This is a genomic window from Streptomyces sp. NBC_00464, from assembly GCF_036013915.1.
Taxonomy (GTDB): domain Bacteria; phylum Actinomycetota; class Actinomycetes; order Streptomycetales; family Streptomycetaceae; genus Streptomyces.
Genome location: NZ_CP107899.1, coordinates 5514527 through 5541351 on the forward strand (window position 1 = coordinate 5514527; position 26825 = coordinate 5541351).

31 protein-coding genes and 1 tRNA gene are annotated in these 26825 nt (G+C 68.6%); 22 read left to right on the plus strand and 10 right to left on the minus strand.

Going from position 1 to position 26825, the window contains the following annotated elements:
• Window positions 1–564: 564 nt before the first annotated feature.
• The 6 genes from OG912_RS24735 to OG912_RS24760 all read left to right on the plus strand — a co-directional run bounded on the left by OG912_RS24735 (window position 565) and on the right by OG912_RS24760 (window position 5218).
• Entirely contained in the window at window positions 565–1002 is a 438-nt protein-coding gene (locus OG912_RS24735) for a DUF3052 domain-containing protein (RefSeq protein ID WP_148017457.1), read from the plus strand.
• A gap of 229 nt (window positions 1003–1231) precedes the next feature.
• The gene (locus OG912_RS24740; RefSeq protein ID WP_327711289.1) at window positions 1232–1690 is read left to right on the plus strand and encodes a peroxiredoxin; all 459 of its coding nucleotides are present in this window, start codon (window positions 1232–1234) and stop codon (window positions 1688–1690) included.
• A gap of 148 nt (window positions 1691–1838) precedes the next feature.
• Window positions 1839–2414 carry a TerD family protein gene (locus tag OG912_RS24745; RefSeq protein WP_266930369.1) on the plus strand — a complete coding sequence of 192 codons (576 nt, stop codon included), beginning with the start codon at window positions 1839–1841 and terminating at the stop codon, window positions 2412–2414.
• Window positions 2415–2549: 135 nt separating this feature from the next.
• A complete protein-coding gene (locus OG912_RS24750) occupies window positions 2550–3125 on the plus strand; it encodes a TerD family protein (RefSeq protein WP_148017459.1) in 576 nt (191 codons plus the stop codon).
• Window positions 3126–3195: 70 nt separating this feature from the next.
• On the plus strand, window positions 3196–4329 hold the full coding sequence (locus tag OG912_RS24755; RefSeq protein ID WP_327711290.1) for a DUF475 domain-containing protein: 1134 nt from the start codon (window positions 3196–3198) through the stop codon (window positions 4327–4329).
• Window positions 4330–4483: 154 nt separating this feature from the next.
• A complete protein-coding gene (locus tag OG912_RS24760; protein ID WP_326735990.1) occupies window positions 4484–5218 on the plus strand; it encodes a TerD family protein in 735 nt (244 codons plus the stop codon).
• A gap of 195 nt (window positions 5219–5413) precedes the next feature.
• Here the strand turns inward: OG912_RS24760 and OG912_RS24765 are convergent, their stop codons facing one another.
• Entirely contained in the window at window positions 5414–6262 is an 849-nt protein-coding gene (locus OG912_RS24765; protein ID WP_327711291.1) for a TerD family protein, read from the minus strand.
• 221 nt (window positions 6263–6483) lie between these two features.
• On the opposite strand from OG912_RS24765, the gene OG912_RS24770 reads away from it, so the two are divergent.
• From OG912_RS24770 to OG912_RS24785, 4 genes are all read left to right on the plus strand, one after another.
• Complete coding sequence (locus OG912_RS24770; protein WP_327711292.1) at window positions 6484–7647, plus strand: HpcH/HpaI aldolase/citrate lyase family protein; 1164 nt, start codon at window positions 6484–6486, stop codon at window positions 7645–7647.
• 28 nt (window positions 7648–7675) lie between these two features.
• A complete protein-coding gene (locus tag OG912_RS24775) occupies window positions 7676–10276 on the plus strand; it encodes a phosphoribosyltransferase (RefSeq protein ID WP_327713534.1) in 2601 nt (866 codons plus the stop codon).
• The gene (locus tag OG912_RS24780) at window positions 10273–11145 is read left to right on the plus strand and encodes an HAD family hydrolase (protein WP_327711293.1); all 873 of its coding nucleotides are present in this window, start codon (window positions 10273–10275) and stop codon (window positions 11143–11145) included. Before OG912_RS24775 ends, OG912_RS24780 begins: the two co-directional genes overlap by 4 nt.
• Before the next feature lie 123 nt (window positions 11146–11268).
• Window positions 11269–11928 carry an O-methyltransferase gene (locus OG912_RS24785; protein ID WP_327711294.1) on the plus strand — a complete coding sequence of 220 codons (660 nt, stop codon included), beginning with the start codon at window positions 11269–11271 and terminating at the stop codon, window positions 11926–11928.
• A 34-nt stretch (window positions 11929–11962) separates the two neighbouring features.
• Here OG912_RS24785 and OG912_RS24790 read toward each other — a convergent pair whose 3' ends face one another.
• From OG912_RS24790 to OG912_RS24805, 4 genes are all read right to left on the minus strand, one after another.
• A complete protein-coding gene (locus tag OG912_RS24790; RefSeq protein ID WP_326735985.1) occupies window positions 11963–12181 on the minus strand; it encodes an FmdB family zinc ribbon protein in 219 nt (72 codons plus the stop codon).
• A gap of 113 nt (window positions 12182–12294) precedes the next feature.
• Entirely contained in the window at window positions 12295–12885 is a 591-nt protein-coding gene (locus OG912_RS24795) for a DUF4383 domain-containing protein (RefSeq protein WP_327711295.1), read from the minus strand.
• Window positions 12886–12984: 99 nt separating this feature from the next.
• The gene (locus tag OG912_RS24800; protein WP_443061017.1) at window positions 12985–14280 is read right to left on the minus strand and encodes a hypothetical protein; all 1296 of its coding nucleotides are present in this window, start codon (window positions 14278–14280) and stop codon (window positions 12985–12987) included.
• Window positions 14281–14498: 218 nt separating this feature from the next.
• Window positions 14499–15239 (minus strand): DUF4097 family beta strand repeat-containing protein, encoded by a 741-nt coding sequence (locus tag OG912_RS24805; RefSeq protein WP_326740591.1) that lies wholly within the window; start codon window positions 15237–15239, stop codon window positions 14499–14501.
• Between the two features lie 276 nt (window positions 15240–15515).
• On the opposite strand from OG912_RS24805, the gene OG912_RS24810 reads away from it, so the two are divergent.
• A tRNA-Val gene (locus OG912_RS24810) sits at window positions 15516–15587 on the plus strand.
• A 76-nt stretch (window positions 15588–15663) separates the two neighbouring features.
• Here the strand turns inward: OG912_RS24810 and OG912_RS24815 are convergent.
• Both OG912_RS24815 and OG912_RS24820 read right to left on the minus strand, forming a co-directional pair.
• Complete coding sequence (locus OG912_RS24815; protein WP_327711297.1) at window positions 15664–16887, minus strand: tyrosine-type recombinase/integrase; 1224 nt, start codon at window positions 16885–16887, stop codon at window positions 15664–15666.
• Entirely contained in the window at window positions 16868–17401 is a 534-nt protein-coding gene (locus OG912_RS24820) for a helix-turn-helix domain-containing protein (RefSeq protein ID WP_327711298.1), read from the minus strand. The genes OG912_RS24815 and OG912_RS24820 overlap by 20 nt, the downstream gene beginning before the upstream one ends.
• A 143-nt stretch (window positions 17402–17544) precedes the next feature.
• Between OG912_RS24820 and OG912_RS24825 the strand changes: the two genes are divergently transcribed.
• From OG912_RS24825 to OG912_RS24875, 11 genes are all read left to right on the plus strand, one after another.
• Complete coding sequence (locus OG912_RS24825; protein WP_327711299.1) at window positions 17545–17751, plus strand: helix-turn-helix transcriptional regulator; 207 nt, start codon at window positions 17545–17547, stop codon at window positions 17749–17751.
• Window positions 17752–17870: 119 nt separating this feature from the next.
• Window positions 17871–18344, plus strand: coding sequence for a DUF2742 domain-containing protein (locus OG912_RS24830; protein ID WP_327711300.1), 474 nt, complete (start codon window positions 17871–17873; stop codon window positions 18342–18344).
• Window positions 18341–19687 carry an AAA family ATPase gene (locus tag OG912_RS24835; RefSeq protein ID WP_327711301.1) on the plus strand — a complete coding sequence of 449 codons (1347 nt, stop codon included), beginning with the start codon at window positions 18341–18343 and terminating at the stop codon, window positions 19685–19687. The genes OG912_RS24830 and OG912_RS24835 overlap by 4 nt, the downstream gene beginning before the upstream one ends.
• 18 nt (window positions 19688–19705) lie before the next feature.
• Window positions 19706–20041, plus strand: a complete 336-nt coding sequence (locus OG912_RS24840) for a hypothetical protein (RefSeq protein WP_327711302.1) — start codon at window positions 19706–19708, stop codon at window positions 20039–20041.
• Window positions 20038–20232: a hypothetical protein gene (locus OG912_RS24845; RefSeq protein WP_327711303.1), complete on the plus strand. Its 195-nt coding sequence runs from the start codon at window positions 20038–20040 to the stop codon at window positions 20230–20232. The genes OG912_RS24840 and OG912_RS24845 overlap by 4 nt, the downstream gene beginning before the upstream one ends.
• Window positions 20229–20504: a hypothetical protein gene (locus OG912_RS24850; protein WP_327711304.1), complete on the plus strand. Its 276-nt coding sequence runs from the start codon at window positions 20229–20231 to the stop codon at window positions 20502–20504. Before OG912_RS24845 ends, OG912_RS24850 begins: the two co-directional genes overlap by 4 nt.
• 1 nt (window position 20505) lies before the next feature.
• On the plus strand, window positions 20506–21168 hold the full coding sequence (locus tag OG912_RS24855; protein ID WP_327711305.1) for a hypothetical protein: 663 nt from the start codon (window positions 20506–20508) through the stop codon (window positions 21166–21168).
• 326 nt (window positions 21169–21494) lie between these two features.
• A complete protein-coding gene (locus tag OG912_RS24860; RefSeq protein ID WP_205375624.1) occupies window positions 21495–21698 on the plus strand; it encodes a hypothetical protein in 204 nt (67 codons plus the stop codon).
• Between the two features lie 2 nt (window positions 21699–21700).
• Window positions 21701–22237, plus strand: coding sequence for a DUF6879 family protein (locus OG912_RS24865; protein WP_327711306.1), 537 nt, complete (start codon window positions 21701–21703; stop codon window positions 22235–22237).
• Entirely contained in the window at window positions 22234–23076 is an 843-nt protein-coding gene (locus OG912_RS24870) for a helix-turn-helix domain-containing protein (RefSeq protein WP_327711307.1), read from the plus strand. Before OG912_RS24865 ends, OG912_RS24870 begins: the two co-directional genes overlap by 4 nt.
• Before the next feature lie 87 nt (window positions 23077–23163).
• Complete coding sequence (locus OG912_RS24875) at window positions 23164–23478, plus strand: hypothetical protein (protein ID WP_327711308.1); 315 nt, start codon at window positions 23164–23166, stop codon at window positions 23476–23478.
• 90 nt (window positions 23479–23568) lie between these two features.
• On the opposite strand, the gene OG912_RS24880 is transcribed toward OG912_RS24875, so the two are convergent.
• The 3 genes from OG912_RS24880 to OG912_RS24890 all read right to left on the minus strand — a co-directional run bounded on the left by OG912_RS24880 (window position 23569) and on the right by OG912_RS24890 (window position 26743).
• Window positions 23569–23856: a hypothetical protein gene (locus OG912_RS24880; protein WP_327711309.1), complete on the minus strand. Its 288-nt coding sequence runs from the start codon at window positions 23854–23856 to the stop codon at window positions 23569–23571.
• Window positions 23853–24395, minus strand: a complete 543-nt coding sequence (locus tag OG912_RS24885; protein ID WP_327711310.1) for a hypothetical protein — start codon at window positions 24393–24395, stop codon at window positions 23853–23855. Before OG912_RS24885 ends, OG912_RS24880 begins: the two co-directional genes overlap by 4 nt.
• 1553 nt (window positions 24396–25948) lie before the next feature.
• Window positions 25949–26743 (minus strand): hypothetical protein, encoded by a 795-nt coding sequence (locus OG912_RS24890; protein ID WP_327711311.1) that lies wholly within the window; start codon window positions 26741–26743, stop codon window positions 25949–25951.
• Window positions 26744–26825 lie beyond the last annotated feature (82 nt).

Here is a 26825-nt window from a genome sequence, read left to right on the forward strand (position 1 = left end):
TACGGGGCCTGGGCACGGGGAGACGTCCCCCGGTGTGTCTGCTGCGTACGCCAACCCATCGTGTACCGCGAGGGCGCAAACGTCATCTCTACCCAGAGGTAACCGCCGACTTTCGCGACTCCGTGTCCCGGACGGACGCACGGGCCGCGCCGGATCGGGTGACCGACCGGGCAGGAGTCACCGGGCGGGAGCCGCCCGGCGGGAGACATCAACCAGGAGACATCGGGCAGGAGGCATCGGGCAGGATGAGCCGGGCAGCAGGATGGGTCGGGCCAAACCGCAACCATACGCCCAAGGCGGCCAAGCGTTCCCAAACGCTGTTCGACTCCGATTGCCGGACCGAAACCGCATAAGCTGTTCAAGGACGTAAAGGGTGTGGACGGCAGCGCCGGCTCCCACGGAGGGTCCGCCGACAGTGCGGTGACGTGGCAGGGAACGTCACCGTTTAGGCGGTCTCGTACGCTGGGTACTTGCGCGATCCGCCGCTCCCGTGTGGACTACGGCCAACGCCCCGCGCACGCGCGTGGCTGAAGCATTTTCCGAAACATGATCAGGAGGCAACCCGTGAGCGCGACCGCGGACCACGCGGAGGAGCGGACCAACCCGGCAGCACGCCTGGGGTTCGAGCCCGGACAGGTGGTCCAGGAGATCGGCTACGACGACGACGTCGAGCTGGAGCTCCGTGAGGGCATTGAGGCCACTACCGGCCAGGATCTCGTCGATGAGGAGTACGACGACGTCGCAGACGTCGTCCTGCTCTGGTTCCGCGACGAGGACGGCGACCTTACGGACGCGCTGGTGGATGCCATTGGTCTGCTCGAGGACGGCGGTACGGTCTGGCTGATGACGCCGAAGACCGGCCGTGACGGATACGTCGAGCCGAGCGATATCAACGAGGCTGCCCAGACAGCCGGTCTCGCCCAGACCAAGAGCATCAGTGCGGGCAAGGACTGGACGGGCAGCCGTCTGGTCACGCCGAAGGCGGCCAAGGCCAAGCGCTGAACCGCACTCGCCCCTGAAGGCCCCCGACGGCATCGCGCCGTCCGGGGCCTTCGTACATTCCCGGCGACGCCCGGCACGTCCATCCCCGGCACGTCCATCCCCCGCACGTCCGTTTCCCGTAGGTCCGCAGGAACCTTTCACGGGTGCTGCACGGCCGCCCCGCGCCTCTGCGTAGGGTGGGAGTCACCCGGACAGCCCAGCCCGGTGACGTAGCGAAGGGACGCGTTTCATGGCGATCGAGGTCGGCACCAAGGCCCCGGATTTCGAGCTGAAGGACAACCACGGCCGGACCGTGAAGCTCTCCGACTTCCGCGGTGAGAAGAACGTGGTGCTGCTGTTCTACCCGTTCGCCTTCACCGGCGTCTGCACGGGCGAGCTCTGCGCGCTGCGCGACGAGCTGCCCGCCTTCGAGAACGACGACACGCAGCTGATCGCCGTCTCCAACGACTCCATCCACACGCTGCGCGTCTTCGCCGAGCAGGAGGGTCTCGAGTACCCGCTCGTCTCGGACTTCTGGCCGCACGGCGAGACCTCGCGTGCGTACGGCGTCTTCGACGAGGACAAGGGCTGTGCGGTGCGCGGGACCTTCATCATCGACAAGGAGGGCGTGGTGCGCTGGACGGTCGTCAACGGCCTGCCCGACGCGCGCGACCTGAACGAGTACCTCAAGGCGCTCGGCGCTCTCTGATCCGTGATCCGGTGGATCTCGCGCGACCCGGGCCAAAAGCCTGTTTTGGCCGGGAACCGGTCACTAGGATCCATTCGTTGATCGGATGCCAACACGACGTGGAGGCGCCGGCACCGGCCGGCCCCCAAAGAAACCAATGGGAGGACTCGTGGGAGTCAGCCTCAGCAAGGGCGGCAACGTCTCGCTGACCAAGGCCGCGCCCAACCTGACCGCGGTCATCGTGGGTCTGGGCTGGGACGCTCGTACCACCACCGGCGGCGACTTCGACCTCGACGCCAGCGCCCTGCTGACGAACGCCGAGGGCAAGGTCGGCAACGACGGCAACTTCGTCTTCTTCAACAACCTCAAGAGCCCCGACGGTTCCGTCGAGCACACCGGTGACAACCTCACCGGTGAGGGCGAGGGCGACGACGAGGTCGTCAAGGTGAACCTGGCCGGCGTCCCGGCCGACGTGGACAAGATCGTCTTCCCGGTCTCGATCTACGAGGCCGAGTCCCGCCAGCAGAGCTTCGGCCAGGTGCGCAACGCGTACATCCGCGTGGTCAACCAGGCCGACAACACCGAGCTCGCGCGTTACGACCTCAGCGAGGACGCCTCGACGGAGACCGCCATGGTCTTCGGCGAGCTGTACCGCAACGGTGCGGAGTGGAAGTTCCGCGCCATCGGTCAGGGCTACGCCTCGGGTCTGCGCGGGATCGCGCAGGACTTCGGCGTCAACGTCTAGCAGGCGGTCCGGGGCGCACGTCCCGGACCGCACCAGCATGTCCCGTCCGGCGCCGCACCCTGTGCGGCGCCGGACGCGCTCAGCAGACGGATTCACCGGCTCATCAACGGTTCATCGACTCGGGGAGGACACACCATGGGCGTCACGCTCGCCAAGGGAGGCAATGTCTCCCTCTCCAAGGCCGCACCCAATCTCACCCAGGTGCTCATCGGTCTCGGCTGGGACGCACGATCCACGACGGGGGCGGATTTCGACCTCGACGCCAGCGCACTGCTGTGCCAGTCGGGCCGGGTGCTCGGCGATGAATGGTTCGTGTTCTACAACAACCTCACGAGCCCCGATGGCTCCGTCGAGCACACCGGTGACAATCTCACGGGTGAGGGCGAGGGCGACGACGAGTCGGTCATCGTGAACCTCAACGAGGTGCCGGCCCACTGCGACAAGATCGTTTTTCCGGTCTCCATTCATGAGGCCGACAATCGCGGGCAGACGTTCGGCCAGGTCAGCAATGCGTTCATCCGGGTGGTCAACCAGGCCGACGGCCAGGAACTCGCGCGTTACGACCTCAGCGAGGACGCCTCCACGGAGACCGCGATGATCTTCGGTGAGCTGTACCGGTACAACGGCGAGTGGAAGTTCCGTGCAGTAGGACAGGGGTACGCGTCGGGGCTGCGGGGCATCGCTCTAGACTTCGGGGTCAACGTTTCGTAAAGCCGCGCACGGCGCGGGGGAGCCCCGTGCTCTTCGGGGGAGACCCGTTACATACATGATGGGGTAGCCAGTGGTTCTGAAAACCTTCGGCTGGTCGTTCGCGATTACCGTGATCGGTCTGGTCGCAGCGTGGTTCTACGGGGGGTGGGAAGCCTTCGGAGTGGTGGCGATCCTTTCCGTCCTGGAGATCTCGCTGTCCTTCGACAATGCGGTGATCAACGCCGGAATCCTGAAGAAGATGAGTGCCTTCTGGCAGAAGATCTTCCTCACGATCGGTGTGCTCATCGCGGTCTTCGGTATGCGGCTGGTATTCCCCGTCGTGATCGTGGCCGTCACCGCGGGGCTGGGACCGATCGAGGCGATCGATCTCTCCTTCAACGACCCGGACCGCTACAAGGAACTGGTCACCGACGCCCACCCGGCGATCGCCGCCTTCGGTGGCATGTTCCTGCTCATGATCTTCCTCGACTTCATCTTCGAGGACCGTGACATCCAGTGGCTGCGCTGGATCGAGCGCCCGCTCGCCAAGCTCGGCAAGGTCGACATGCTGTCGGTCTGCATCGCGCTGATCGTCCTGCTGATCTCGGCCCTGACCTTCGCGACCCATGCACACCAGCACGGCGGCGGACACGCGGACAAGGCCGAGACGGTCATGCTCTCGGGCATCGCGGGTCTGATCACGTACCTCGTCGTCGGCGGTCTCTCCGGCTTCTTCGAGAACAAGCTCGAGGAGGAGGAGGAACGCGAGCACGAGGCGGAGGAAGAGGCCAGGCGCGCGGGCAAGAAGGTCTCCGCGATCGCGCTCTCCGGCAAGGCCGCGTTCTTCATGTTCCTCTACCTGGAAGTGCTCGACGCGTCCTTCTCGTTCGACGGTGTCATCGGCGCCTTCGCCATCACCAACGAGATCGTGCTGATGGCCCTGGGTCTCGGTATCGGCGCCATGTACGTCCGTTCGCTCACGGTCTACCTGGTCCGCCAGGGCACCCTGGACGACTACGTCTACCTGGAGCACGGCGCGCACTACGCGATCGGCGCCCTGGCCCTCATCCTGCTCGTCACGATCCAGTACGAGATCCACGAGCTCATCACCGGTTCCGTCGGCGTCATCCTGATCGGCTGGTCCTTCTGGTCCTCGGTCCGGCGCAACAAGGCGATCGCGGCCGATGGAGGCGAAGGCAGTACGGAAGTCTCCGCCGGGGTGTGACCCGGCAGGGAATGAGGAACGCTCTCTGCGGGGCGGCTCGTAAGGCAACGGCTTCGGGAATCACCCGGATCCGGCCCGGGAGCCGCCCCGCAGCGGTGTGTGCGTCGCATGTGCCGCGTGCGACCGGTGGGGCCGACATGTATGGGGGTTGGGGATGGCGTTCTGGAACAGCCTGTGGCCGGGGCGGGAGGCGCAGTTCGAGTCGGGCAACGCGGCCACCAACTCCATCGTGCTCTCGCGGCGGCACCCCACGGTCTCGCTGACGAAACAGGGCGCGCTGACCGGCAACCTCCGGGTCAACCTCTCCTGGCAGATGCGTACGTCCGACATCGAGGGCCGGTCCCGGCAGAGCGGCCGGCTGCTGCGGCCGTTCAAGCTCTTCCAGCCCGATGTGGTCCAGGCGCACACCCAGGGCGTGGTCAACGTCGACCTGGACCTGGGCTGCATGTACGAACTGACGGACGGCACCAAGGGCGTGGTGCAGCCGCTCGGCAATCTGCTCGGTGATCTGAATGCGCCGCCGTACATCAAGCTCAGCGGCGACGACCGTTTCGGATCGGCCTCCGGGGAGACCGTCTACGTCAACCTCGACCAGCGCGACCAGATCAAGCGGATGCTGTGCTTCGTCTACATCTACGACCAGACCCCGGCTTTCGAGCGTACGCACGCGAAGGTGACGCTCTACCCGGGCAACGGTCCGCGCATCGAGATCGAGTTGGAGGAACGCGCCCCGCAGGCCCGCTCGTGTGCCGTGTTCACGCTGGAGAACGTCAAGGGCGAGCTGATCGTGCGGCGCGAGGTGAAGTTCGTGTACGGCTTCCAGTCGGAGCTGGACCGGCTGTACGGGTACGGCATGCAGTGGGGACGCGGCTACAAGACCCGCGCCTAGGGCGTGTTTTGAAAGTCCCGCCTGCCCGGCGGCGTCTGGCACGCACGCTCGCGGCGTTGCGGAAATGCCCTAGTGGCTCCGCTACGAGACCACTTCCGCGCCTTGCGATCGCACGCACCAGACGCCGCCGGGCCCGCCCTTCGGGCGGACGGCGCTACTTTCAAAACACGCCCTAGGTCCGTTCCGCGGGGTGGATCACGGCCGTATGAACTGCGGCCCCTGCGGTGGCAGGACGAAATTCGGGTCGGGTGCGTGCGCTGCCGCCGCCGCTGGCTGCGGATAGCCGTAGGCGGGCTGTGCGGACGCCGGCTGGGGGTAGCCGTAGGCGGAGCTCGGGGGCGGCGCCGCAGGGGCCGCAGCGGGCTGTGGGTAGCCGTACGCGGGCTGCTGGTGCTGGACCGTGGTCTGCGCGTCGGGGCCGGGAGCCGGTGCCGGCGGGAACGCGGGCACCGGCGGCGGTGTCGGGCCGGGCGGCGTCGGGTCGGGCTCGGCGGCGGCCTCCGACTCGTCCACCGAGATGCCGAAGGCGGTCGCGAGACCGATCAGGCCGGTCAGGTACCCCTGCCCCACGGCCCGGAATTTCCAGCCATCGCCGCGCCGGTACAGCTCGCCGCAGATGATCGCGGTCTCCTCGCCCGTCTCCGCCCGCACGTCGAAGTAGGCGAGGGCTTCGCCGCCCGATGCCGCGGCGTCGTAGAGCAGGATGCGGAGATCGCGCACGTGCCCGAAGGCGGCCCCGTCGGAGGACGCGGCGATGACGACCTGGTCGACCGAGGGGTCGAGCGCGTTGAGATCGGCCTCGACGGTGTCCGTCAGACCCTCGGGCAGGCTGCGCTTCGGCAGCCGTCGCACCAGGCCGGAGGGGTGGCGGGGCTGGTTGTAGAAGACGAAGTCCTCGTCGGAGCGCACGCGGCCGCCGGCGCCGAGCAGCAGGGCCGAGGCGTCCACATCGGGAACCCCGGTGCCCGGGGTCCAGCGCAGCACGGCCCGTACGGCCATGGCGTCGAGGGGGACGTTCGAGCCTTTCACCATCGCGTGCGTCATGCCGGTCATCCTGCCTGCTGGCTGCCCGTGCGGACAACGCGGGGGTCGCAAACCGTGTCTCGCGGGAATGTCGGAACGACTCCCTCCGCACCCTTCGGAACCGTCGCTAAATGGACGAGTTACCCGGAATTCATGTGGGCAGGGAACTGCCGACACCCGTCCGTACGTACTATTACCGGCCACACGTTGTCCGGTCGGCCAGGTAGTACGGGGGGAATCACATGCGTCATTTCGGTCATATCGCAGCTGCGACGAGGGGCGATCTGTTCTTCCGGGAGCCGAGCGCCTTCGATGCCGGTTCGCCGGCCCCTGTCCTCGCGGCCGCCCTCGGTGCCACGCTCTACAGCCCCGCCACCCGGCCCAGACTCGCCGACGACGTCATCAAGCAGGCCCGCCGCGGAGTCGTCTCCATGGTGCTGTGCCTGGAGGATTCGATCGACGACTCCGAGGTGGCGGGCGCCGAGGAGAACCTGGTCAGGCAGTTCGCCGACCTTGCGGCGCGCGGTGGCGAAGTGCCCCTGCTGTTCATCCGCGTCCGCGAACCGCACCAGATCACGGACCTCGCGCGCCGGCTCGGCGAATCCGTCCGACTGTTGTCCGGTTTTGTACTTCCCAAGTTCACGCAAGAGCGTGGCGTGCCGTTCATGGAAGCGCTCACCAAGGCCGAGTCCACCGCCGGGCAGCGGCTCTTCGCCATGCCCGTGCTGGAATCCCCCGAGCTGCTGCACCTGGAGACCCGCCAGGAGTCCCTCCAGAAGATCGCCCGGACCGTCGACACGTACCGCGACCGGGTGCTTGCGCTGCGGCTCGGCGTCACCGACTTCTGCTCGGCGTACGGCCTGCGCCGCGCGCCCGACATGACGGCGTACGACGTCCGGATCGTCGGAGACGTCATCGCCGACGTGGTCAACGTGCTGGGCCGGGCGGACGGCACGGGCTTCACCATCACCGGCCCCGTCTGGGAGTACTTCAGGCTCCAGGAGCGCATGTTCAAGCCACAGCTGCGCCGCAGCCCCTTCCTGGAGGGCCGGGCGGAGGAGCTTCGTACGGCCCTGATCGAGCACGACCTGGACGGACTGCTGCGGGAGATCGAGCTCGACCGGGCCAACGGTCTGCTCGGCAAGACGTGCATCCACCCGTCGCACGTCGCACCCGTGCACGCGCTGTCCGTGGTCAGCCACGAGGAGTTCAGCGACGCGCAGGACATCCTGCGGCCGGAGCGCGACGGCGGCGGGGTGCTGCGCTCGTCGTACACGAACAAGATGAATGAAGTGAAGCCCCACCGCGCCTGGGCCGAACGCACGCTGCGGCGGGCCGAGGTCTTCGGCGTGGCGAAGGAGGACGTCGGCTTCGTGGAACTGCTGGCGGCGAGCGTCGCGGAATGAGCGGTGTGCCCGCACGCGCGGGGGCGTGATGCTTGACGGGCGGGTCCGCGTGGGCGGACGCGTGAGAGACCGACGGAAAGAGGCAGCGAACGTGGTGTGGTCGGGTAGCTGGGTCGCGGAGCGGCTGGGCGTCGAGCTGGAGGGCGACGGGGAGCTCCGTGAGCTGCTGGGCCTCGCCCTGCGGCGCAACCCCAAGCGGGCACACCTGCTCGTGTCCAACGTGCTCGGCAAGCACGTGCCCCAGCGCCCCTCGGTGGTGTACGGCGCCGGGGTCGAGCTCGGCCGCCGGGTGCACGAGCTGCTCGGCGAGGACGGTGCGCGGCACGCGGTCGTCCTCGGCTACGCGGAAACGGCCACCGGACTCGGGCACGCCGTCGCCGACGGGCTCGGATCGGCGCCCTACCTCCACTCGACGCGACGCCCCGTAGAAGGCGTGGCACGGGCGGGCGGCTTCGAGGAGTCGCACTCGCACGCCACCTCGCACCTGCTGCTGCCGGAAGACCCGGACCTGCTGGCGGGGGAACGGAGCGGCGAGGCGGACGCCACCGTCGTCGACTCGACCCTCGTTCTCGTGGACGACGAGTTCTCCACCGGCAACACCGTCCTCAACACCATCCGCGCCCTGCACGAGCGCTACCCCCGCAAGCGGTACGTCATCGTGGCGCTGGTCGACATGCGCTCACCGGCCGACCAGGGGCGCCTCGCCGAGTTCGCCGAGGAGATCGGCGCCCGCGTCGACCTGGTGGCGAGGAACACCGGCACGGTCCGCCTCCCCGAAGGTGTCCTGGAGAAGGGGCAGGCGCTGGTCGCCGAGCAGGAAGCGGCCCAGTCGGCGGCGCAGCCCCGCGTGGGGTGGCCCGGGGGAAAGCCCGAGCCGCTGTGCATCCTTCCCCGCCCCCACACCCGGATCGACCTCCAGTGGCCCGCCGGAGTACCCGACGGCGGCCGGCACGGCTTCACCCCCGCACACCGCGCACTCCTGGAACCCGCCCTCCCCGCGATGGCGGACCGCATCGCGCAGGCGCTGGGCGAGCACCCCCGCCGGGTCCTGGTCCTCGGCTTCGAGGAGCTGATGTACGCGCCCCTGCGCCTGGGCACCGCCCTGGAGGAGCGCACCGGCGCCGAGATCCGCTACTCCACCACCACCCGCTCCCCGGTCCTCGCCGTGGACGACCCCGGCTATGCGATACGCACCCGGCTGGCCTTCCCGGCCCACGACGACCCGGCCGACGGCCCCGGCGAGCGCTACGCGTACAACGTCGCGGGCGGCGGCTTCGACGCCGTGGTCCTCGTCGTCGACTCCACCGCCGACACCCACGCACTGCACGGCCCCCGCGGCCTGCTGCAACAACTCACCCCGCACACCGCCCACGTCCTGCTGGCGGTCGTCCCCTCGTACGCACCGCCCGGGGCCCGTGCCGCCGGGCCGGCCCCGGCGTACGCCCCCCAACGGCAGGAAGAGCCCGCCATGCTGCCCGAGCCCCTCCGCGGCCCCGCCTTCTCCTCCTACGCACCGGACGAGGTCGGCTGGCTGCTCCAGGACCTGTCGGACACCGAGCTGGAGGCGCCCACGGAGGAGCGCGAGGAGGCGATACAGAGCGGTGGCGCGCACTACGCCGAGTCGCTGCCCGTCGAGTACCAGCCGTCCGAGCAGTACCAGAACCTGTTCAAGGTGGCCCTGGACCTGTCCGCCGCCCGCATCGCCCGCGCCGTCGGCACGGTCACCGAGACGGTCCTCGCCGAGCGCGGCCCCCGCCCCGTGCTCGTCTCGCTGGCCCGCGCCGGCACCCCCGTCGGCGTACTGATGCGCCGCTGGGCCCGCCTCCGGAACGGCATCGACCTGCCGCACTACGCCGTCTCGATCGTGCGCGGCCGCGGCATCGACGCCAACGCCCTGCGCTGGCTGGCCGCCCACCACAACCCGGCCGACGTGGTCTTCGTCGACGGCTGGACCGGAAAGGGCGCCATCACCCGCGAACTGGCCGCGGCGATCGCCGAGTTCGAGGCGTCCGACGGGACCGAGGGCTTCAACCCGGAGATCGCGGTCCTGGCCGACCCGGGCGGCTGCGTCCGCACCTACGGCACCCGCGAGGACTTCCTGATCCCCTCCGCCTGCCTCAACTCCACGGTGTCCGGACTGATCTCCCGTACGGTCCTGCGCTCCGACCTGGTGGGACCCGACGACTTCCACGGCGCGAAGTTCTACCGGGAACTCGCCGGATCCGATGTCTCCGGCCACTTCCTCGACACCGTCACCGACCGGTTCGGCGAGGTCGTCGACGCCGTGGACGCCGAGGTCAAGGAACTGCTCACGGCCGACCGGGCACCGACCTGGGAGGGCTGGGCCGCGGTGGAGCGCATCAGCGAGGAGTACGGCATCCACGACGTGAACCTCGTCAAGCCGGGCGTCGGCGAGACGACCCGCGTCCTGCTGCGCCGCGTCCCGTGGAAGATCCTCGCCAAGCGAGGCGCCGGCGCCGACCTGGAACACATCAGACTGCTGGCCGAGCAGCGCGGCGTACCGGTCGAAGAGGTCGACGAACTCCCTTACACCTGCGTCGGGTTGATCCACCCCAAGTACACGCGCGGAGCGACCGGCGCGGACGGCAGGGCGGTGGAGTCCAAGTGACGTCCCAGGTGGCCTCCCCTTCGTCCTCCCGGCCGGCTTCCCCCGTGACGCTGGTCGCCAGCGACCTCGACCGCACCCTCATCTACTCGGCAGCAGCCCTCCAGCTCCCGATGCCGGACGCCGAGGCCCCCCGCCTGCTCTGCGTCGAGGTGTACGGCAAGAAGCCCCTCTCGTACGTCACGGAGACGGCCGCCGGCCTGCTCGCCGAACTGACCGGCTCCCCGTCCACGGTCTTCGTACCGACCACCACCCGCACCCGCGAGCAGTACCACCGCATCCATCTCCCGGGCGCCGCCGCCGAATTCGCGATCTGCGCCAACGGAGGGCACATCCTGGTGGACGGCGAGTCCGACCGGGACTGGCAGCGGACCGTGGCCGGCCGGCTGGCCGAGGAGTGCGCCTCGCTCGACGAGATCCGCGCCCACCTCGTCTCCGCCGCCGACCCCGCCTGGCTGCTCAAGGAGCGGGTGGCCGAGGACCTCTTCGCCTACCTCGTCGTCGACCGCGCCCAGCTCCCGCCGGACTGGACGAAGGAACTCGCCGCATGGGCGGAGCCGCGCGGCTGGACCGTGTCACTCCAGGGCCGCAAGATCTACGTCGTACCGCGCCCGCTCACCAAGAGCGCGGCCATGCGCGAGGTCGCCCGCCGCACCGGCGCCACGCTCACCCTGGCCGCCGGTGACTCCCTCCTCGACGCCGACCTGCTGCTCGCCGCCGACCGGGGCTGGCGCCCCGGCCACGGCGAACTGGCCGACGCCGGCTGGAGCGCCCCGCACGTGGAGGCAACCGCGGCGAGCGGTGTGGCCGCGGGCGAGGAGATCCTGCGACGCTTCCTGGAAGCGGCGACGGACCTGCGGCGGGCCGCCTGAGGCGGGGACCGGCCGACCCCGCGACGCGCCCCGAAATCGCTCGTACCCGGCCCTGCCCCGCGACTACAGTCACCGCGTTCCCGCTCATCGGGGGGAGCGTTCGGCCGGACAGGGAGTGGTGCGATGACCAAGGGCAACCAGACAAAGATCACGGACGAGCTGTACGCGTACATGCTGGCGCACAACCCGCCGCTGGACGCGGTGCAGCGCGAACTCGTCGAAACGACGTACGCCCAGCTGCCCGGCCACGCGGGCATGCAGTCGGCCGAGGAACAGGGCCCGCTGCTCGCCTTCCTCGTACGGCTGACCGGGGCCCGGCACATCGTGGAAGTGGGGACCTTCACCGGGTTCTCCGCCCTGGCGATGGCCCAGGCGCTGCCGGACGGCGGAAAGCTGATCGCGTGCGACGTCTCGGAGGAGTGGACCGCCTACGGCCGTGAGGCCTGGACGAAGGCAGGCGTCGCCGACCGGATCGAACTGCGGATCGCCCCGGCCCTCGACACACTGCGGGCCATGCCCGCGGAGCCCCACATCGACTTCGCCTACCTGGACGCGGACAAGGAGAACTACATCGCGTACTGGGAGGAGCTGGTGCCCCGCATGCGCCAGGGCGGCCTCATCACCACGGACAACGTGCTCTTCCACGGCGGCGTGACGGACCCGGGGGCGACCGGGGCGGCAGCCGCCATCCAGGAGTTCAACAACCACGTGTCCGCCGACCCGCGGATGGACAGCGTGCTGCTCACGGTGTCGGACGGACTGACGCTGTCGCGCAAGCGGTAGGCGCGGTCCGCTTGCGCCGGGGCACCGCGACGGCTCAGCCGCAGCAGCCCCCACCGCAGCAACCGCCGCCTCCGCCACCGGCCGAGGGCGCGGGAGCGGAACCGGCAGAGCCGCCCACGGCGACGGCCGAGAGAAGCTTCACGGTGTCCTCGTGCCCGGCGGGGCAGGAGGCGGGTGCCGAGGACTCGGCCATCGGACGGCTGAGCTCGAAGGTGTCTCCGCAGGAGCGGCAGCGGTACTCGTAACGAGGCATGACCCCAGGCTATCGGCCGGGACGCGCAACGGACGGCCGGACGGCCACACGTTCCATGAACCACAGGGTTGCGAACCGCAGGGTCGCGAACCACAGGGTTGCGAACCGCAGGGCTATGAACCCCCGCGCCGGACGACGGGCATTTCCTCGACCGCCCGCCGCCGCGCGAGCCGCTGCTCCTGCGCGGCCTCCTCGGGATGGCGGGCCCGCCAGTACGGATTGTCATGGGGGAGCCCGCCACTGACACGCCCGTACATCCCGAACATCATCAGCAGCAGTCCGACCACGAAGCTGAACAGCACGTTCTGGATCTCGAAGGCGAGGAAGTTGAGCCCGGTGTCCAGCAGGGCGAGATTGACGAAGCCGCTGAGGACGAAGGCGATGCCCAGCACCATGTTGAGCGTCGAGGCGAAGTTGCCGCCGATGACCATCCCGATGAAAAGCAGCAGCCCGACGCAGATCGACAGGACGCTGAGCGCGCCGTTGGTGCTCAGACCCGCGACGGTGTCGCCGCCGGTGTCGAAGAAGCCGACCTGGTCGGTCAGCCCGAGGATGCCGAAGGCGAGAAGCACCAGACCCATCAGCCCGGCGCCGATCCGGTAGACGCGGCTGAGCCGGTGGTCCACGGGGAGGTGCTCATCGAGCCGCGTGGCCTTGCGATGGCCGGCCGGCCGCCGTGCTGGACGCAGTACATGGGTGGCCATGGGGCCTCCTTCACGTACTACCAGGATCCCGCCGGACCGGGGCCGCCGCACGCGGGGGAAGCCCCGGGCGCGATACGTACGCGCCCGCCGCCCCGGTCATCAGGCGCCGGCCCCGCGCTCCTCACGGATCTCGGAGACGACGCGAGCAGCGGTCTGCCGTACGCCCTCCGTCACGGTCAGGAAGTGCCAGTAGTCAGGGTGGCGTCCCTCAAGAGCGGTGACGGCCTGGTCGAGCCGGGCCACCGCGTCGTCGAGCGGCTGGGCATGGCGCGGCTCGGGGGTGTGGCGCCCGGCCATGGCGAGGCGCTGGGCGTCACGGATCGCGAAGCGGGTGCGCTGGATCTCCTGCTGCGGGTCCTTGGCGACGGCGTCCAGCCGCTGCAGCCGGTCACCGGCCGCGGACACCGCTTCGTCCGTGGCGTTGAGCAGCGCCCGTACCGTACTCAACCGCGACGTCGCATCCGCCCAGCGCTGCTCGTCGCGCGCCTTCGCGGCCTCCTTGAGCTTCTCCTCGGCCTGGCGCACATTGACGGCCGCCTGCTCGGGAACGGGCTGGAGGTCCTGCCAGCAGGCCGCCGAGAACCGCCGCCGCAGCTCGCTGAGCACGGGCTCGACGGAGGCCGACCGGGTCGTCAGCGCCTGGGCCCGCGTACGCAGCGTCACCAGCCGTTTGTCGATCTCGGCGGCCCGCTCGGGCAGCTGAGCCGCCTCGACGCGCACGGCTTCGGCATCGCGCAGCACCTGATCGGCGCGCTGGAGGGTCTCGGGCACACCGTGCCGGCCGGCGCCCTGGTTGAGCTTGGTCAGCTCGGGGGCGAGGGCGGCCAGCCGCGCGGCGAGATCGTCCGCCCGCAGTCCGGACGCCCGAACCGCGTCGAGAGCATTGCTCGCGGCCAGGAGCGCCTGTCGCGCCCGCTCCACCGCGGGGGCGAGCCGGGCGAGCTGTGTCTCGGCCGTCCCCAGCAGCGGACCGAGCCCGGCGGCGAACCGGTCGAGCTCGCCCTTGACACGTACGAGCTCATCCTTGGCGGCGGACAGCTCGGTCCGGGCACGGGAGGCGATCGAAGGCTCAAGATCATCCCGGTCGAGATCGTGTGCGTCGACGGCCGTGATGTAGGCGTGGCTGGCCTCGTCGATGCGCCGCCCGAGAGCGGCGAAGCCATCGACGGCCTTCCGGGCGGCCGGTGAACTGTCCACGGCCGTGATGGTCTCGATGGAGATCTGCAGATCGCGCTGAGCGGTGTCGAGCTCGTAGAAGGCCTCCGCGGCGGCGTCCTTCGCCGCCTGCGCCTCGGCCCGCTGCCCCTCCCCGCGCCCGCCGAACCAACGCCGCGTACCGCCCCCGGCGACGGCGGCAGGCAGCGCCGAGACCAACAGCGGCACAGGCAGCAACATCAGCAGAAGAACATCGCGAACGCCGCGGACACGGCGGACGCGGCCGTGCGGCCGGACGGGAACATCGCCGTACCGGCTGACAGGGACATCACTGACGGCGGAACTCCCACCCGCTCTCGCCTGCGGCTTCGCGTGTGTCGCCGTCACATCCCTCTCCCGTGCTGTTTCGCCCTGCCCGGTACATTCTCCCACCAGGTAAGGACGAACACACGGGCCTGTTAGTTCGCGCTTCGTACGGTGACTTCGCCGTTGTCGCTGTGCGCCTTCACCGCGTGCGGGCTGTCATCACTGCGAGGCACCTTCACGGAGACATGCCCGTTGTCGGCCGACGCGGACACGGCGTACCGGTCCTTGCCCGCCGGCAGGTCGATGGTGATGCCCCCGTTGTCACTGACGGTGTCCACGAGATCCGGCACACGCGTGAAGTCGAGCTTCACCGAACCATTGTCCGAACGGGCCACCACGGACGCCGCCGAGATCCGCTCACCACGCACGGAGCCGTTGTCGCTCTTCAGCTCCAGCGGCCCGGTGACATCCCGCACGACGACTCCGCCGTTGTCGGAGAAGAGCTTGAGCGGCGTACCGAACCCGGACGCGGTGACCTTCCCGTTGTCCGCATCCACGGTCAGCGCGAGCCCACGGGGCACCTTCACCTGATGCTGCGCCCCGCAGTCACTGATCATCGCGTCGCACTTCACCCGAAGCGTCAGCGTGTCGCCCTCCAGCTTCCACACGGGATCCGGCCCACTCCCGAGCACGACCCACCCGTCGACCTTGCGGGTCACCTCGATCCGCTCCACATCGGCGGGCACGACCTCCACGGTGGAGTTCTCCGCATCGATGGTCAGCGCCTTCCCGTTGTACGCGAACGACTTGTGCTCGGCGGGGGCGTCCTCCACGTCGGTGCTGCCGCACCCACTGAGCACGCCGACGAGCAGAACGGCACCCCCGGTGGCCATGAGGGCGTTGGTGCGGGTGCGGGTGCGGGTGCGGGTGCGGGTGTGACTGCGACTGTGGATGGTCATGGCGGTGGTGTCCCCCTGGATGGTGCTGCCGGTGTGAGACCAACGTATGCAGCGCCCGGCCGGGGGACGATACGGACGGCTACCGTCTTGGGGTGGGGATATCCCCCGTACCGGCTTCGGCTTCGGGGGCGGGCGTTCGGCGGGGCCGCGGGGTCGGGTAACCGATTGTCGATGGGCGCCGTGAGGCATGTAACCTGTTGCCTCATCCACGGGTGCGTAGCTCAGGGGTAGAGCGCTGCTCTTACAAAGCAGATGTCGGCAGTTCGAAACTGCCCGCGCCCACCGCAGGTCACAGGCCGTTTTGGGGTCCCTCCGCAAGGCGGGCCCCGGGGCCGCAGTACACATTCAGTACACATGCCTAGTGATCTTCCTTGCTCTCCGCGTACCGGGTGAGCGCCGTGACCACGTCCCGCAGGCCGGCCCGTCGGGCTCGCTCGCGGTCGAGCCGGTCGGCCACCTCGTCGAGCCGGTCCGGGAATAGATGCCCGTACGTATCCAGCGTCATGGCGGCCGACTTGTGGCCGAGCATCGTCTGCACCACCTTCACATCGGCGCCTGACGCGATGCTGAGCGACGCTGCGGTGTGCCGCAGCTTGTGCGGGGTGACGCCGAACCCGTCGAGGCCGGCCGCCTTCACTGCCGGGTCGAACACCCGCGGGCGGAAGTTGTCCCCGTACAGCGGGCCCCCGCCCGGGGCGGTGAACAGCAACTCGGTTGGGGCCCTGTCCTTCACGAGCGGCACCAACTCGACCGCGAGCGACCGCAGCAGAGGCACCTTGCGACGCTCGTGCGTCTTCGGCATGCCGAGCACGAGCCCGTGCTCACGCGTCTTCTTGTACGCCTGCCGTACGGAGAGGCGCCGCGCGGGGAGGTCGACGGCCCCGACGGTCACGGCGGACGCCTCACCCCAGCGCAGCCCGGTGTAGGCGAGCAGGAGCAGGAGTAGCCGGTACTCGCCCGCCGCGGCCGCGATCCGGTCGACTTGTGCGTGAGTCAGGTACAGGTGCTCGCGCGGTACCGGCCGGGGGAGTGGCACGCCGGCCGCCGGGTTGACCGCTATCCGCTTCGCCCGGACCGCGTGCCCGAGCACGAGGGACAGCACAAGGTGAATCTTCTGGATCCGGGCGGGTCCTACCTTGCGGCAGCCGTGCGATCCCTCGGCGAGGTGGCCGACCCACTCGGCGATGTCTTCCCACTCGATGCGTCGCACCTGGTGCTGACCCCACCGCGGCTCGACGTGCACCCGCCACGTGTCGAGGTACGTCTCGCGCGTCGTCGGCTCCAGCCCGCCAAGGGTGGTCTTCCACTTCTCGGCCACCTCGGCGAGCGTCGCCTTACCGGCCGCCGCGTCCCGGTACGAGCCGTCCCGCATACGGGCCTCGACCTGGTGCACGTGGTCCTCGGCCTGCGGGAGCTTCTGGAACGTCTTCGACGCGCCCTTGCCGTTCGGCCCGTACCAGCGAACCCGCCACCGGCCGGGCGGCAGACGCTTACTGCCGGCCTTCTTCGCGGCCTGCCACTTCGTCATGGCCTCCCGGTACTCGGCATGCGTCTGCCGGTCCTCAATCCACACTCTGGCCATCGGTCCCCCCCTCATCAGACCAGGCCTTGAAGACTTCGAGCGCTGCGCGCTGTCCTTCCTGGGTCGTCTGGTCCCACCCGACTCCGTCGGGCGTCGCCTTCATGAGGTACATCGCCAGCAACTTTCGGCGCGTCCCTTCGTCCGCACCTTCCGGGTATTTGAGTGGGACTCGCCCTTGGGCCCAGCGCCACGCGAGCGTGCCGTTGACTTCCCCTTCGCCTGTGAGCTCCACCGGCCCCCGCACGCTTTCAGGCAGAAGAAGCGTGATCACTGGAACATCGAGCACCACGGCAAGGGCCATGAGGTCGTCAACGTCGACTCGCCGGACACCTCGCTCTGGGGCCGCTGCTCCGTTCTCAATCTTGTTCACGGCGTCAGCGCTCAACGGGCGCCCACGCTCCTTGAGAGCAGCGGACAGCCCCCGCAGGGTCAGCCCCTGACTCTCGCGCAGCCGCTTCACATTCGCGGCGACGGTGCGTCCTGTCGGTCCCACTTCAATGCGTCCTGTCGTCATGATCCGGACGCTATCAGTCGAGGTTTTCTCGACAAGAGGCCGGATCTTGCGGTGCCGAATCTTCCCGGGTACGCTCCGCATCATCGCTGACTATCCCGCGATGATGCAAGTGTGTGTCGAGAAAAACGCGACAGGAGATTCCCGTGGCACAGCAGCTCATGACTCCGGCGCAGGTGGCTGCGGAGTACGGCATCGCCGCCCAGACGCTCGCCAACTACCGCTGGCAGGGCGTCGGGCCCGCCTACGTGAAGAAGACCCCGGGCCGGGCTGGCCGCGTCGTCTACCGCCGCACCGCGATCGAAGCGTGGCTCGACGCGCAGACCGTGCAGACCGGGGGCGCCGCAGCATGAGTGCAAAGCAAAGCGCCCCGGGGGCAACCGGGGCGCAGAGAGACCAGCGGGCGAGCGGGTCGACCTTCACCGTACCGAAGACGTCTGACGCTGCGCAGCCGATCCGACCCCTGCGGGCCGTGGCAGGGCAAGGGCGCGCGCTGCGCGCGGTACCCGAGCACGTCACCGCGGGCGACGTCACCGCGCTCCGGGCCGAGACGCAGATCGCCGCGCTGCGGGTCGAGGACTGGCCGGCCTACGGGACACCGGCGTGGCTCCACCTCGACCCGAAGGACCCCCGCGCCTACGCGGCCACCCTCGAAGCGGCCGAGCAGCACCGCCGTACTGAGGCCGAGCAGCGACGACTCGACGACCTCATGGACAACGACCCCGTCGGGTGGTGGCGGGAGATCACCGCCGACGCGAACGCGTATGCCGCCCGGCAGGGCTACGTCATTGCGGCCCGCCGCACCGCCGAAGAGATCCGGATCGCCCGCGACAACGCCAACAACCGACCCCCGCACCAGCTGCGCGCATCTCCGGGATGGCCTCCCATTGCGATCCCCGGACAGCCGGGCCGCTACCTCACCCATGGTCAGGAGAACACCGCGTGACCACCTCGTACGACCCCACTTCACCCCTGCCGCCGGACGACGTTCTGACAGCCGGGCTCGCGGACCTCCCCGCTCTTGAGTGGGAAGACGCCCCGGTCGAGCAGGTGGGCCGGAAGCTGCGCCTGACCCGCGCGTCCGACATCGAGCCGGAGCCGGTGGTCTGGGCATGGCTCGACGAGAACGAGGGCCGCATTCCCGCGGGCGCTCTGTCCGTCGCGGCCGGGCGCGAGGGTACGGGGAAGTCCTCGTTCGGCATGTGGATGGCTGCGCAGATCACCCGCGGCCTGCTCCCCGGCAATTACTACGGGCGGCCCCGGGCCGTGTTCTACGTGGCGGTCGAGGACTCGTGGAAACAGACGATCGTGCCCCGCCTCATCGGGGCCGGCGCGGACCTCGACCTTGTGTACCGGGTCGAGGCCGTCGAAGCCGAGTACGGCGAGACCACGCTCAGCCTGCCCCAGGACAACAGCCTCATGGAACAGGCCATCCGGGACCATGACGTCGCCCTGGTCGTCCTCGACCCGCTCATGTCGTGCATCGGAAAGGGCATCGACACCCACCGCGAACGCGACGTGCGCACCGCCCTCGACCCGCTCGCCCGCATGGCCGACCGCACCGGCTGCGTCCTGCTCGGCATCGCCCACTTCGGCAAGGGCGCCGGCACGGACCCATCCGCGCTCATCACCGGATCCGGCGCGTTCAAGAACGTCCCCCGGGCCGTCTTCGGATTCGCCCGCGACGAAGACAACGACTGCCGCGTCATGACGCAGTCGAAGAACAGCCTCGGCCGCGCCGACCTCCCCTCGCTCTCGTACAACATCGAGACGACCGAGGTCCCCACGAAGAAGGGCATCGCGTCCGTCGGCCGTTTCCTCTTCACCGGCGAGTCCGTGCGCAGCGTCTCGGAGATCCTCGCGCAGGGCCAGGAAGGCGACCGCGGCGAGCGAGACGAAGCCGGGGCATGGCTCGTCGACTACCTCGCCGACAACGGCGGCGAGGCGTCCGCAGGTGACGTCATCAAGGCCGCGGAGAAGGACGGATTCGCCAAGCACACCGTGCAGCGGGCCCGCTCGAAAGTCGGCGTCACGTCCCAGAAATCCGGCTTCGGCAAGGGCTGGGTGTGGGTACTCAGCGTCACCGACGACACCGAAGAACACGCGAAGGTGACGAAGATGACGCCGAAACCGAGCTCGGAATCTTCGTCATCTTCGTCACCTTCGCCGTCATCTTCGGCACGCCAGTCACAGAACGTCACAGCGGGCGAGGCGCAGTGCACTGTCTGCCGGACCCCCCTCGACCCGGTGTACGCCGCGTCCGGCGACACCACGCATCCGACTTGCTGACCCCTCCAAGGAGACCCGGTGAACGTTGACGACATCGTGGCCGAGCAGATCACCGCCGCCCGCATCCGTGTCCAGGCAGCCAAGCGCCAGCGCGACGAACTCGCCGCCGCCCGCCGCCGTGGCCTGGTCGCCCGGCACGCCGCCAAGCTCCGCAACCTCGACGCAGCCGAACGGCGCCGCGCCGCAGCGGAGAAGGGGCTCCACGGTACGGAGACCCCCGGCAGCTCCGTCACGCCCCCTGACGCAACTCCGGACGGTTCCATCCGGCCGACGGACGCAACCCCCGACCTCGCCGTGATCCACGCTCAGTTGGAACGCATCGCCGACCGCCTCGACACCGAGGAGATCCGGTGAGGCAGACCACCCCGCAACAGCGCCTCCACTGCCCCGCCTGCCGCGCCACCCGCCCCGCGCGGGAAGTAGGCACGGCCCGCATCGCTGGAGGCCGGCACACCCTCGTCCAGTGCATCGACAAGGCGTGCGAACTCATCTGGGCCGCCCGCCACCCTGCGCATCACACGAACCCGAAGGAGAACCAGTCATGACCGCTGCACCCCGCTTCCGTCGCACCCCGCCCGTCACCCAGTACGGATCCGCAGACCTGAAGCACATGACCGCCGAAGAGATCGCCGTCGCCGACGCGGCCGGCCACCTCCACAACATCACCGACGGCAACGACCCCGACGCCACCGTGGACCACCGCCGCGGCTGCACCACGCCCAACGTTCAGCGCGACCTGCGCGACACCCGCACGATCCGACTCGGCGACCCCGTGATCTACCGCTGCACCACCTGCGAAGCAACCAAGGAGATCTGACATGCCGGCACCCAAGCGCTGGGCCAGCCCCAGCGATCACATGTTCGCCAGCTTTCCCAGCAATGAGCATCTTCCCGAGTCAGCCTGCCCCGCCGTCGAGGCGTTCCTCAACATGCGGGTGCGTGTCGCAGAGGCAGGCGACGCGGTACAAGACGCGGTCCGCGCCCTTGCCACCCTCAGGGAGAAGGACAAAGCCGACCTCATCCAACACGTCATTGATGGTGGCAGCGCTGCCACCTTCGACACCACCAAGACCAGGGCGGCACAGGCCGCGATCGACCATGCGCGAGCCGACGCTGAGATCCTTGAGAAGCAGCTCGGCCCCCTGTACATGGCCGCGTTCAATGCTGTCGAGGCAGCAGCAGCGGAGGGCACCCCTGCCGCCGACACAGCTACCCTCGCCGCCCACACCATCTACACCGCTGCGATCGAAGCAACAGAGCGCGCGCGTCGCGACTACCTCGAAGCGGTCGGTCTCCGCTTCTTCTGGGCGCATCTCGCAGATGGTCATCAGGCAATGGCGACGGCCGGGCTGTCCGACCAACTGATCCTCGATGACGGGCCGATCACCCGTGTCGACGACGCTGTGTTCTCTGCACTGCGGGCCGATGCTCAGGCACACACACGCATCGACGGATCAAGCTCAGTCCGCAGCGACTGGTGAACCACAACGTCGCGCCGAGTCCCCTCACCAGGCGTGACCCACCCCAGGGGGGCACCCCCAAGCCATCGGGGGATCCCAGACGCGGGGGAGGGGACTCGGTGGTCCGTCGGGTTCAAAGGGTTCCAGAGGCCCGTTAGGCGTTACGCAACGTGACGTCACCAACTGGGCCGTCGGCAGTTGCCCGGTTCCTCACCGCGAGGGGCTGGGCGCTGTTGCGCGCAACGGACCACGTGTCGGGGCGTCGCTGCAATCTCGCGCAACTGCCGCCCGCGGCCCCGCAGGTGCCTGCATGCTGGTCGTCCCACTACCGGGAAGGGAGCGCCAGCATGACGCTCAGGTTCATCGGCACCACGTCCGAGCACGGCAACTGCCCGACGCTGTACGAAGTCGAGGAGACCGGCGACATCGTCGTCCAAGGCGACCGCCTCACCGATCCCGAGGACCTTGCCCAGCTGCGCGACGTCGGCGAGCACGAAACGTTCGTCGTGATCCCGCGCGCGCTGCTCACCCGATTCGCCCCCAAGGAGTGACCGTGCCACCGCTGATCCCCTTCGAGGAGATCACCCACCACTTCGCCGAGTTCCAGCACACCGCGTTCCGGCTGGAGACCCGCCGCGGCTACGCCACCGACCGGGCCGGCGCCCGCTTTCAGGCGTTCGTGCGCGGCACGGACCCGGCACCAGAGCCGGGGCACGCGTGGAACGTGAACGTACGGGCCAAGGCCGAGCAGGGCGCACGGTTCTCCCGTGTCCGGATTGTCGATGACCCGCCCACGGACGGGCAGCGGTTCCTCATGGCCACGGCCGCGGGGAACGTGGAGGCGGGCGAGGACATCCGTGTCCTGCCCCGGGCCGACGCTGTACGGCTCGGCCTGCCCGACTTCGATCTGTGGCTGTTCGACTCCCGCACCCTGGTCCGCATGCACATCGACGACACCGACACCACGATCGGTGTGGAGCTCATCGAGGACCCGGGCGAGGTGCTGGCCGCGTGCCGGGCCCGTGACGCCGCTCTGGCCGCTGCTCGGCCTTCTGCCGAGGTCTGGACGCGGGTACGTTCGTCCGTGTGAGTACGGACTTCCAGAGCGGCCGTGAGGCCCTCGGTGCGCGGTTGAACGAGCTGCGCGCCGAGACCGGTCTCAACGGCAAGGAGTTCGCCGAGCGGCTCGGCTGGCAGCGCTCGAAGGTGTCCCGGCTCCAGAACGGCCGGCAGACCGCAACCCCTTATGACCTCGAAGCGTGGGCCGAAGCGTCGGAGCGCCCCGATGCGTCCGCCGAGTTGCTCTCTCGCCTGCGCGGCCTGGAGTCCCAGCAACGGCACTGGCGCCGCCAGCTGGCCGCGGGGCATGCCCCGGTGCAGGACCGGTACGTCGTCGAGTACCGGCGTACCGCCACGATGCGTGGCTACGAACCCACCGTTATTCCGGGGCTGTTCCAGACCCCGGACTACGCCCGCCACCTCCTGGTGCAGAACGCAGAACTGATGCGCTCCCCGCGGGACACGGACGCGGCCGTGCAGGCCCGCATGCACCGGCAGGCTGTCCTGTACGAGGCAGGCAAGCTGTTCCGCGTCCTCATCTGGGAAGGCGCCCTGCACGCATTCGTTGGCACCCGCGACGCGATGGCCGGCCAGCTGGACCGCCTCGTCGGTCTCATCGGCATGTCCACGGTGGAGCTCGGCATCATTCCTCTCGGTGCCCCGATGGGCATCACTCCGAAGCACGGGTTTTGGATCTTCGACGAAGAACGGGTCATCGTCGAGACGATCAACACCGAGTTGCAGTACGACGCTGCCGATGACCTCGCCTTGTACGGCCGCGTGTGGGACCAGCTGTACGCGGCTGCCGCGTTCGGACCGCAGGCGCATCGCCTCATTGCTCGCGCGCGAGGAGCGGTTGCAGCGGCCTGAGCAACCGCCCCCAACCCGTCCACGGGCCCACGCAATCCCGCGCAATCGCCGCGCAGCCCGGCGGCTTCGGTCCCTAGCTTGCTGGTCATGGCCACCTTGGAGAGCACCCAGCCACCCACGGTCTTCGGATGGTGCCACTGGCACAAGGGCCCGTCCGGCACCGCGGTACTGATCCGCATCATCGAGCAGGGCTCCGGCCCCGGGGCGGCCCTGTACGCGTGCGCCCCGTGCCGTGAGCAGCGGCGCCTGGTCCCCATTGACGAGCAGTCGGACGCGGTCGCGTACCGGGCGTATCTGGTTCACACGCAGGCGTGCGCGGCCTGCACCGACACCGGGAGGTGCGACGTCGGGGCGCGACTGTGGAAGGAGTACCGAGCGGCATTGGCCGTGTCGGGCTTCTGAGACGGCCTGCCCGCGACCGTCGCCGATCGGCTGCGGACAGGCAAAAGGGCCCCGGCCGCAACCCGCGGCCGGGGCCCTCACCGTTCACCACTACGGGCGTAGTGCCTGCTCGTCGGCCGCCGGTATTCCGTCGCGATCCGCGACGGAATTACGCCCGTCATACGGGGGGACCTTGAGCGCCATACGGGCTGGTGGGGTGCCCTCCGGGTAGAGGCCCGACTCCCACGCCCATGCGTATCCGTGGGCAAGGAATCCGACGGCGAGCCGTACCGCGTCGGACGCTGTCATACCGGTGCGCATCATCACGGTGAGGTCGTCGTGCAGTTGCTCGTCCACACGGACGGACAGGCCCTTGCCCGGCTTCGGCGGGGTGCTCACAGCCCGACCACCTTGTCCATCAGGGCGAGCAGCTGCTTCTTCGTGATGCGGGTGTCATCGAACGTGACGGTGCACCGGGCACCGTGCGACTCGAAGCGTGCCGGCGGTTCGTCGGTAGGCAGCGACGTGGTGACGATGTGCCCGATGTTCGTGAACGCGACGGCACGGGCGTCCGGGTAGAGGGCGTGCGCCTCGGCGAACAGCTCCCGGGCGCTCTCGAAGGTGAGCTGCGCCGGGTCGTACGTGACGGTCAAGGTGCCGTCCTTGTGCCCGTACAGGAGCGGGACGCCATCGGCGAGGTGGTGCTCAACGAACACGGGCGCGGACTGCGCTTTGGTGCGCAGTGCGGCGAGCAGCGGGAAGTGGGTGTCGATGCTCTGCTGCGCGCGGCAGACGTCCGGGTCGGTGCAGGCGAACAGCTGGGCGCCGTCCGGGCCGCGGTCACCCGTCGGCTGCTGCTCGGTGTCGTCGGCGCCGCAGCGGACGCAGGCGAGCCCGTCAAGCTGGGCGGTGGTGAGGGTGGGTACGGTTGTGCTCATGGTTCGGACTCCTTGCAGTGGAGAGTCCGGCCGGGCCCCGAAGGTGGTTGGACACCCTCGGGGCCGTCCCGTTTCCAGTACGTATGCCGTACACATGAGGACGGGAAGGGCCGGGATGACGCGGGATAACGCCTGATGCGTATTCGCTGGTCAACCGGCTTGTGACGACGTTCCCGCAGGTAGCGGGCCTAGCAGGAACGCACTTACAAAGCAGATGTCGGCGGTTCGAAACCGTCCGCGCCCACCAGCCAGAACGCCCCCGCAGCGAGCCGCTGCGGGGGCGTTGACGGTAGTGAATGACGGCAGTCAGGGGTGGGCTCTGCGTGGTGCGCGCCCTTCCAAGCGACGCATCGTCTCTTGGCGGTCATGCCCCGGGGGTGCCCGCATCCCGTGCAGCCGTACCGGGACCGTGCAGCGTGTACTCGCCCAGTGGCATGTTCTTGAGCAGTAGTGCTCGGTCCAAGAGATTCTCCAGACTGGCATCGAGTCCGCCGTCATCCTCGAAGTAGGCGTTGGTTACCAATGAGAAGGCTCTCGCTATGGGCGATGAGACGGCTGCAGTGGCGCGAATTGTTTCGGAGATCGTGAGCGCGGTCAGGGCTTCCAGAGCGTGCCCTCGTGCTGTGTATATCGCTTCGCTGGACTCGCCATTTTTTTTGGATCTCCAGGATCTGACGCGCTCCGCCCAAGCGGATGCGTGCGTGGAAGTGTGCATATTCGCCCAATGACCTGTTTAGGGAGTTGAGCCTTCCGGGCCCAGAGGCGTCTATCCAATCCTTCGGTGGGGTCTGTCGCTTGGCCTGCTGATACGTGATCCACGTGCCGCCCAGCGACACAGCCCCAGCGATACCGCCCGCGAGCACAGCCGAAGTTCCAGCATCCATAGCGCCCCTCCCACGCGACCACTTCGTTCGTGGACGCCCCAGAATCCCAAGACCTCTGTATCAGTAAAAAGGTTGTAGCTGCAGCGTGATCCACTCGCACCCTCAAATAAGGCCTTCTCCGTCTCTTGTGTCTAGCGTGACCGTTCAGGAGCAGGTGCAGGACCAGGCGTAGGCGATGAATAGGGCGGCCACGGCAAACGTGGCGGCCACCATGCCGGCCAGTCGTCCGCGCCTCCCTGGCCTGGCGGGACGAAGCAGCTCCCAGCCGCCATAGGCGAGGAAGGGCAGCAAGGCACCACCTATACCCTCGGTGACGAGCGGACTGCGTTTCCATCCCCAGACAAACGCCAGAGTCAGACCCCCGACGGCAAGGCAGGCGACTACCGTCAGTACTACCTCTCCGGCGAGCTCCCCCAGGAGTTCTTTTAGGAACGAGCCGATGCCGCGGATCACGCGTAGGGCACGACTCCGAGCAAAAGGAACAGCCACACGCCCCCCAGAGCCAGTCTCGAATGATCGGATGTCGTCACGTAGAGCCGCAGCAGGCTCAGTGAGCAATCACGGCGGAACGGCCAGGTCAGATGGCTTCTCTCGACGGAGTGATCGGGTCCCCAGACCTACGTACTACAAGCAAGGTGCTCCACGCTCTCTTGATCCAATCGAAACGGCCTAGACATCACGCTGCGGCGGACTCGCGATCGAGCTCCGTACCGTGCGCACGAAGACCTCTCTGTTCTCTTCCGCCACTTGAATGTTGCGTTGAAATTCCTGTAGGAACCGCGCACCTTCATTGTTTACCTCTTCTCCGAGCTCGCCGAAGGCAGTCATTCTGCGGAGCCACTCTTGCGTCTCTTCCGTCGATCCCTCCGCGTCAGTCACAATCCGATCTAATTCCTCCAGGGAATAGCGTTGTTGCAACTCCTCCACGTCGTGCGCGTGACGGAACGCCTCTCTGAGCGGCCCCCAATGGAGGTTTGGGGCGAGGTTGTGAATCTGACTCTGCTGCTCTCTCATGCGGCTCACAGCACTTTCCATGTACTTTCCGAACTCATCTTCCCTTTCGATGTTTTTTAGCATTGCTTCTGAGATCGACTCGGCAGCTTGGGAGACCTCGCCGGGGCCAAGAATCGCTATGCGTCTTGCGCGCTCAAGCATGCGCGACGCCGAACGGCTCAAATCTGCGCGATTGGCATCAGGTTGGCTCCCCTCCGTCCGGCGAGCCAGTTCCTTTCTCGTGCGGGTGCACTCATCCCAAGCGTCAAGGAATCCTTCACAGGCAGAAAGGCGTTGCTGCCGCAGCCAATGCGCATGCTCATTTGCAGCTTGATCGTGCGTTTGTCCAAGCACAGTCTCCGCGCTCTTGTCCGCACCGGCTTTCGCAGCCCACGCCGTGACACCCGACCCCAGAACCGACCCGAGAAGCCCGCAGCCCGCTGCAACCAGTGCGACCATCCCATCATCCATAACGGGTCATGATGCCCGACGAGTTGACACCACGGTGGCTGTTTGCCTGGGCTCGCACGAGGCGCACTTGATACCCACCAGC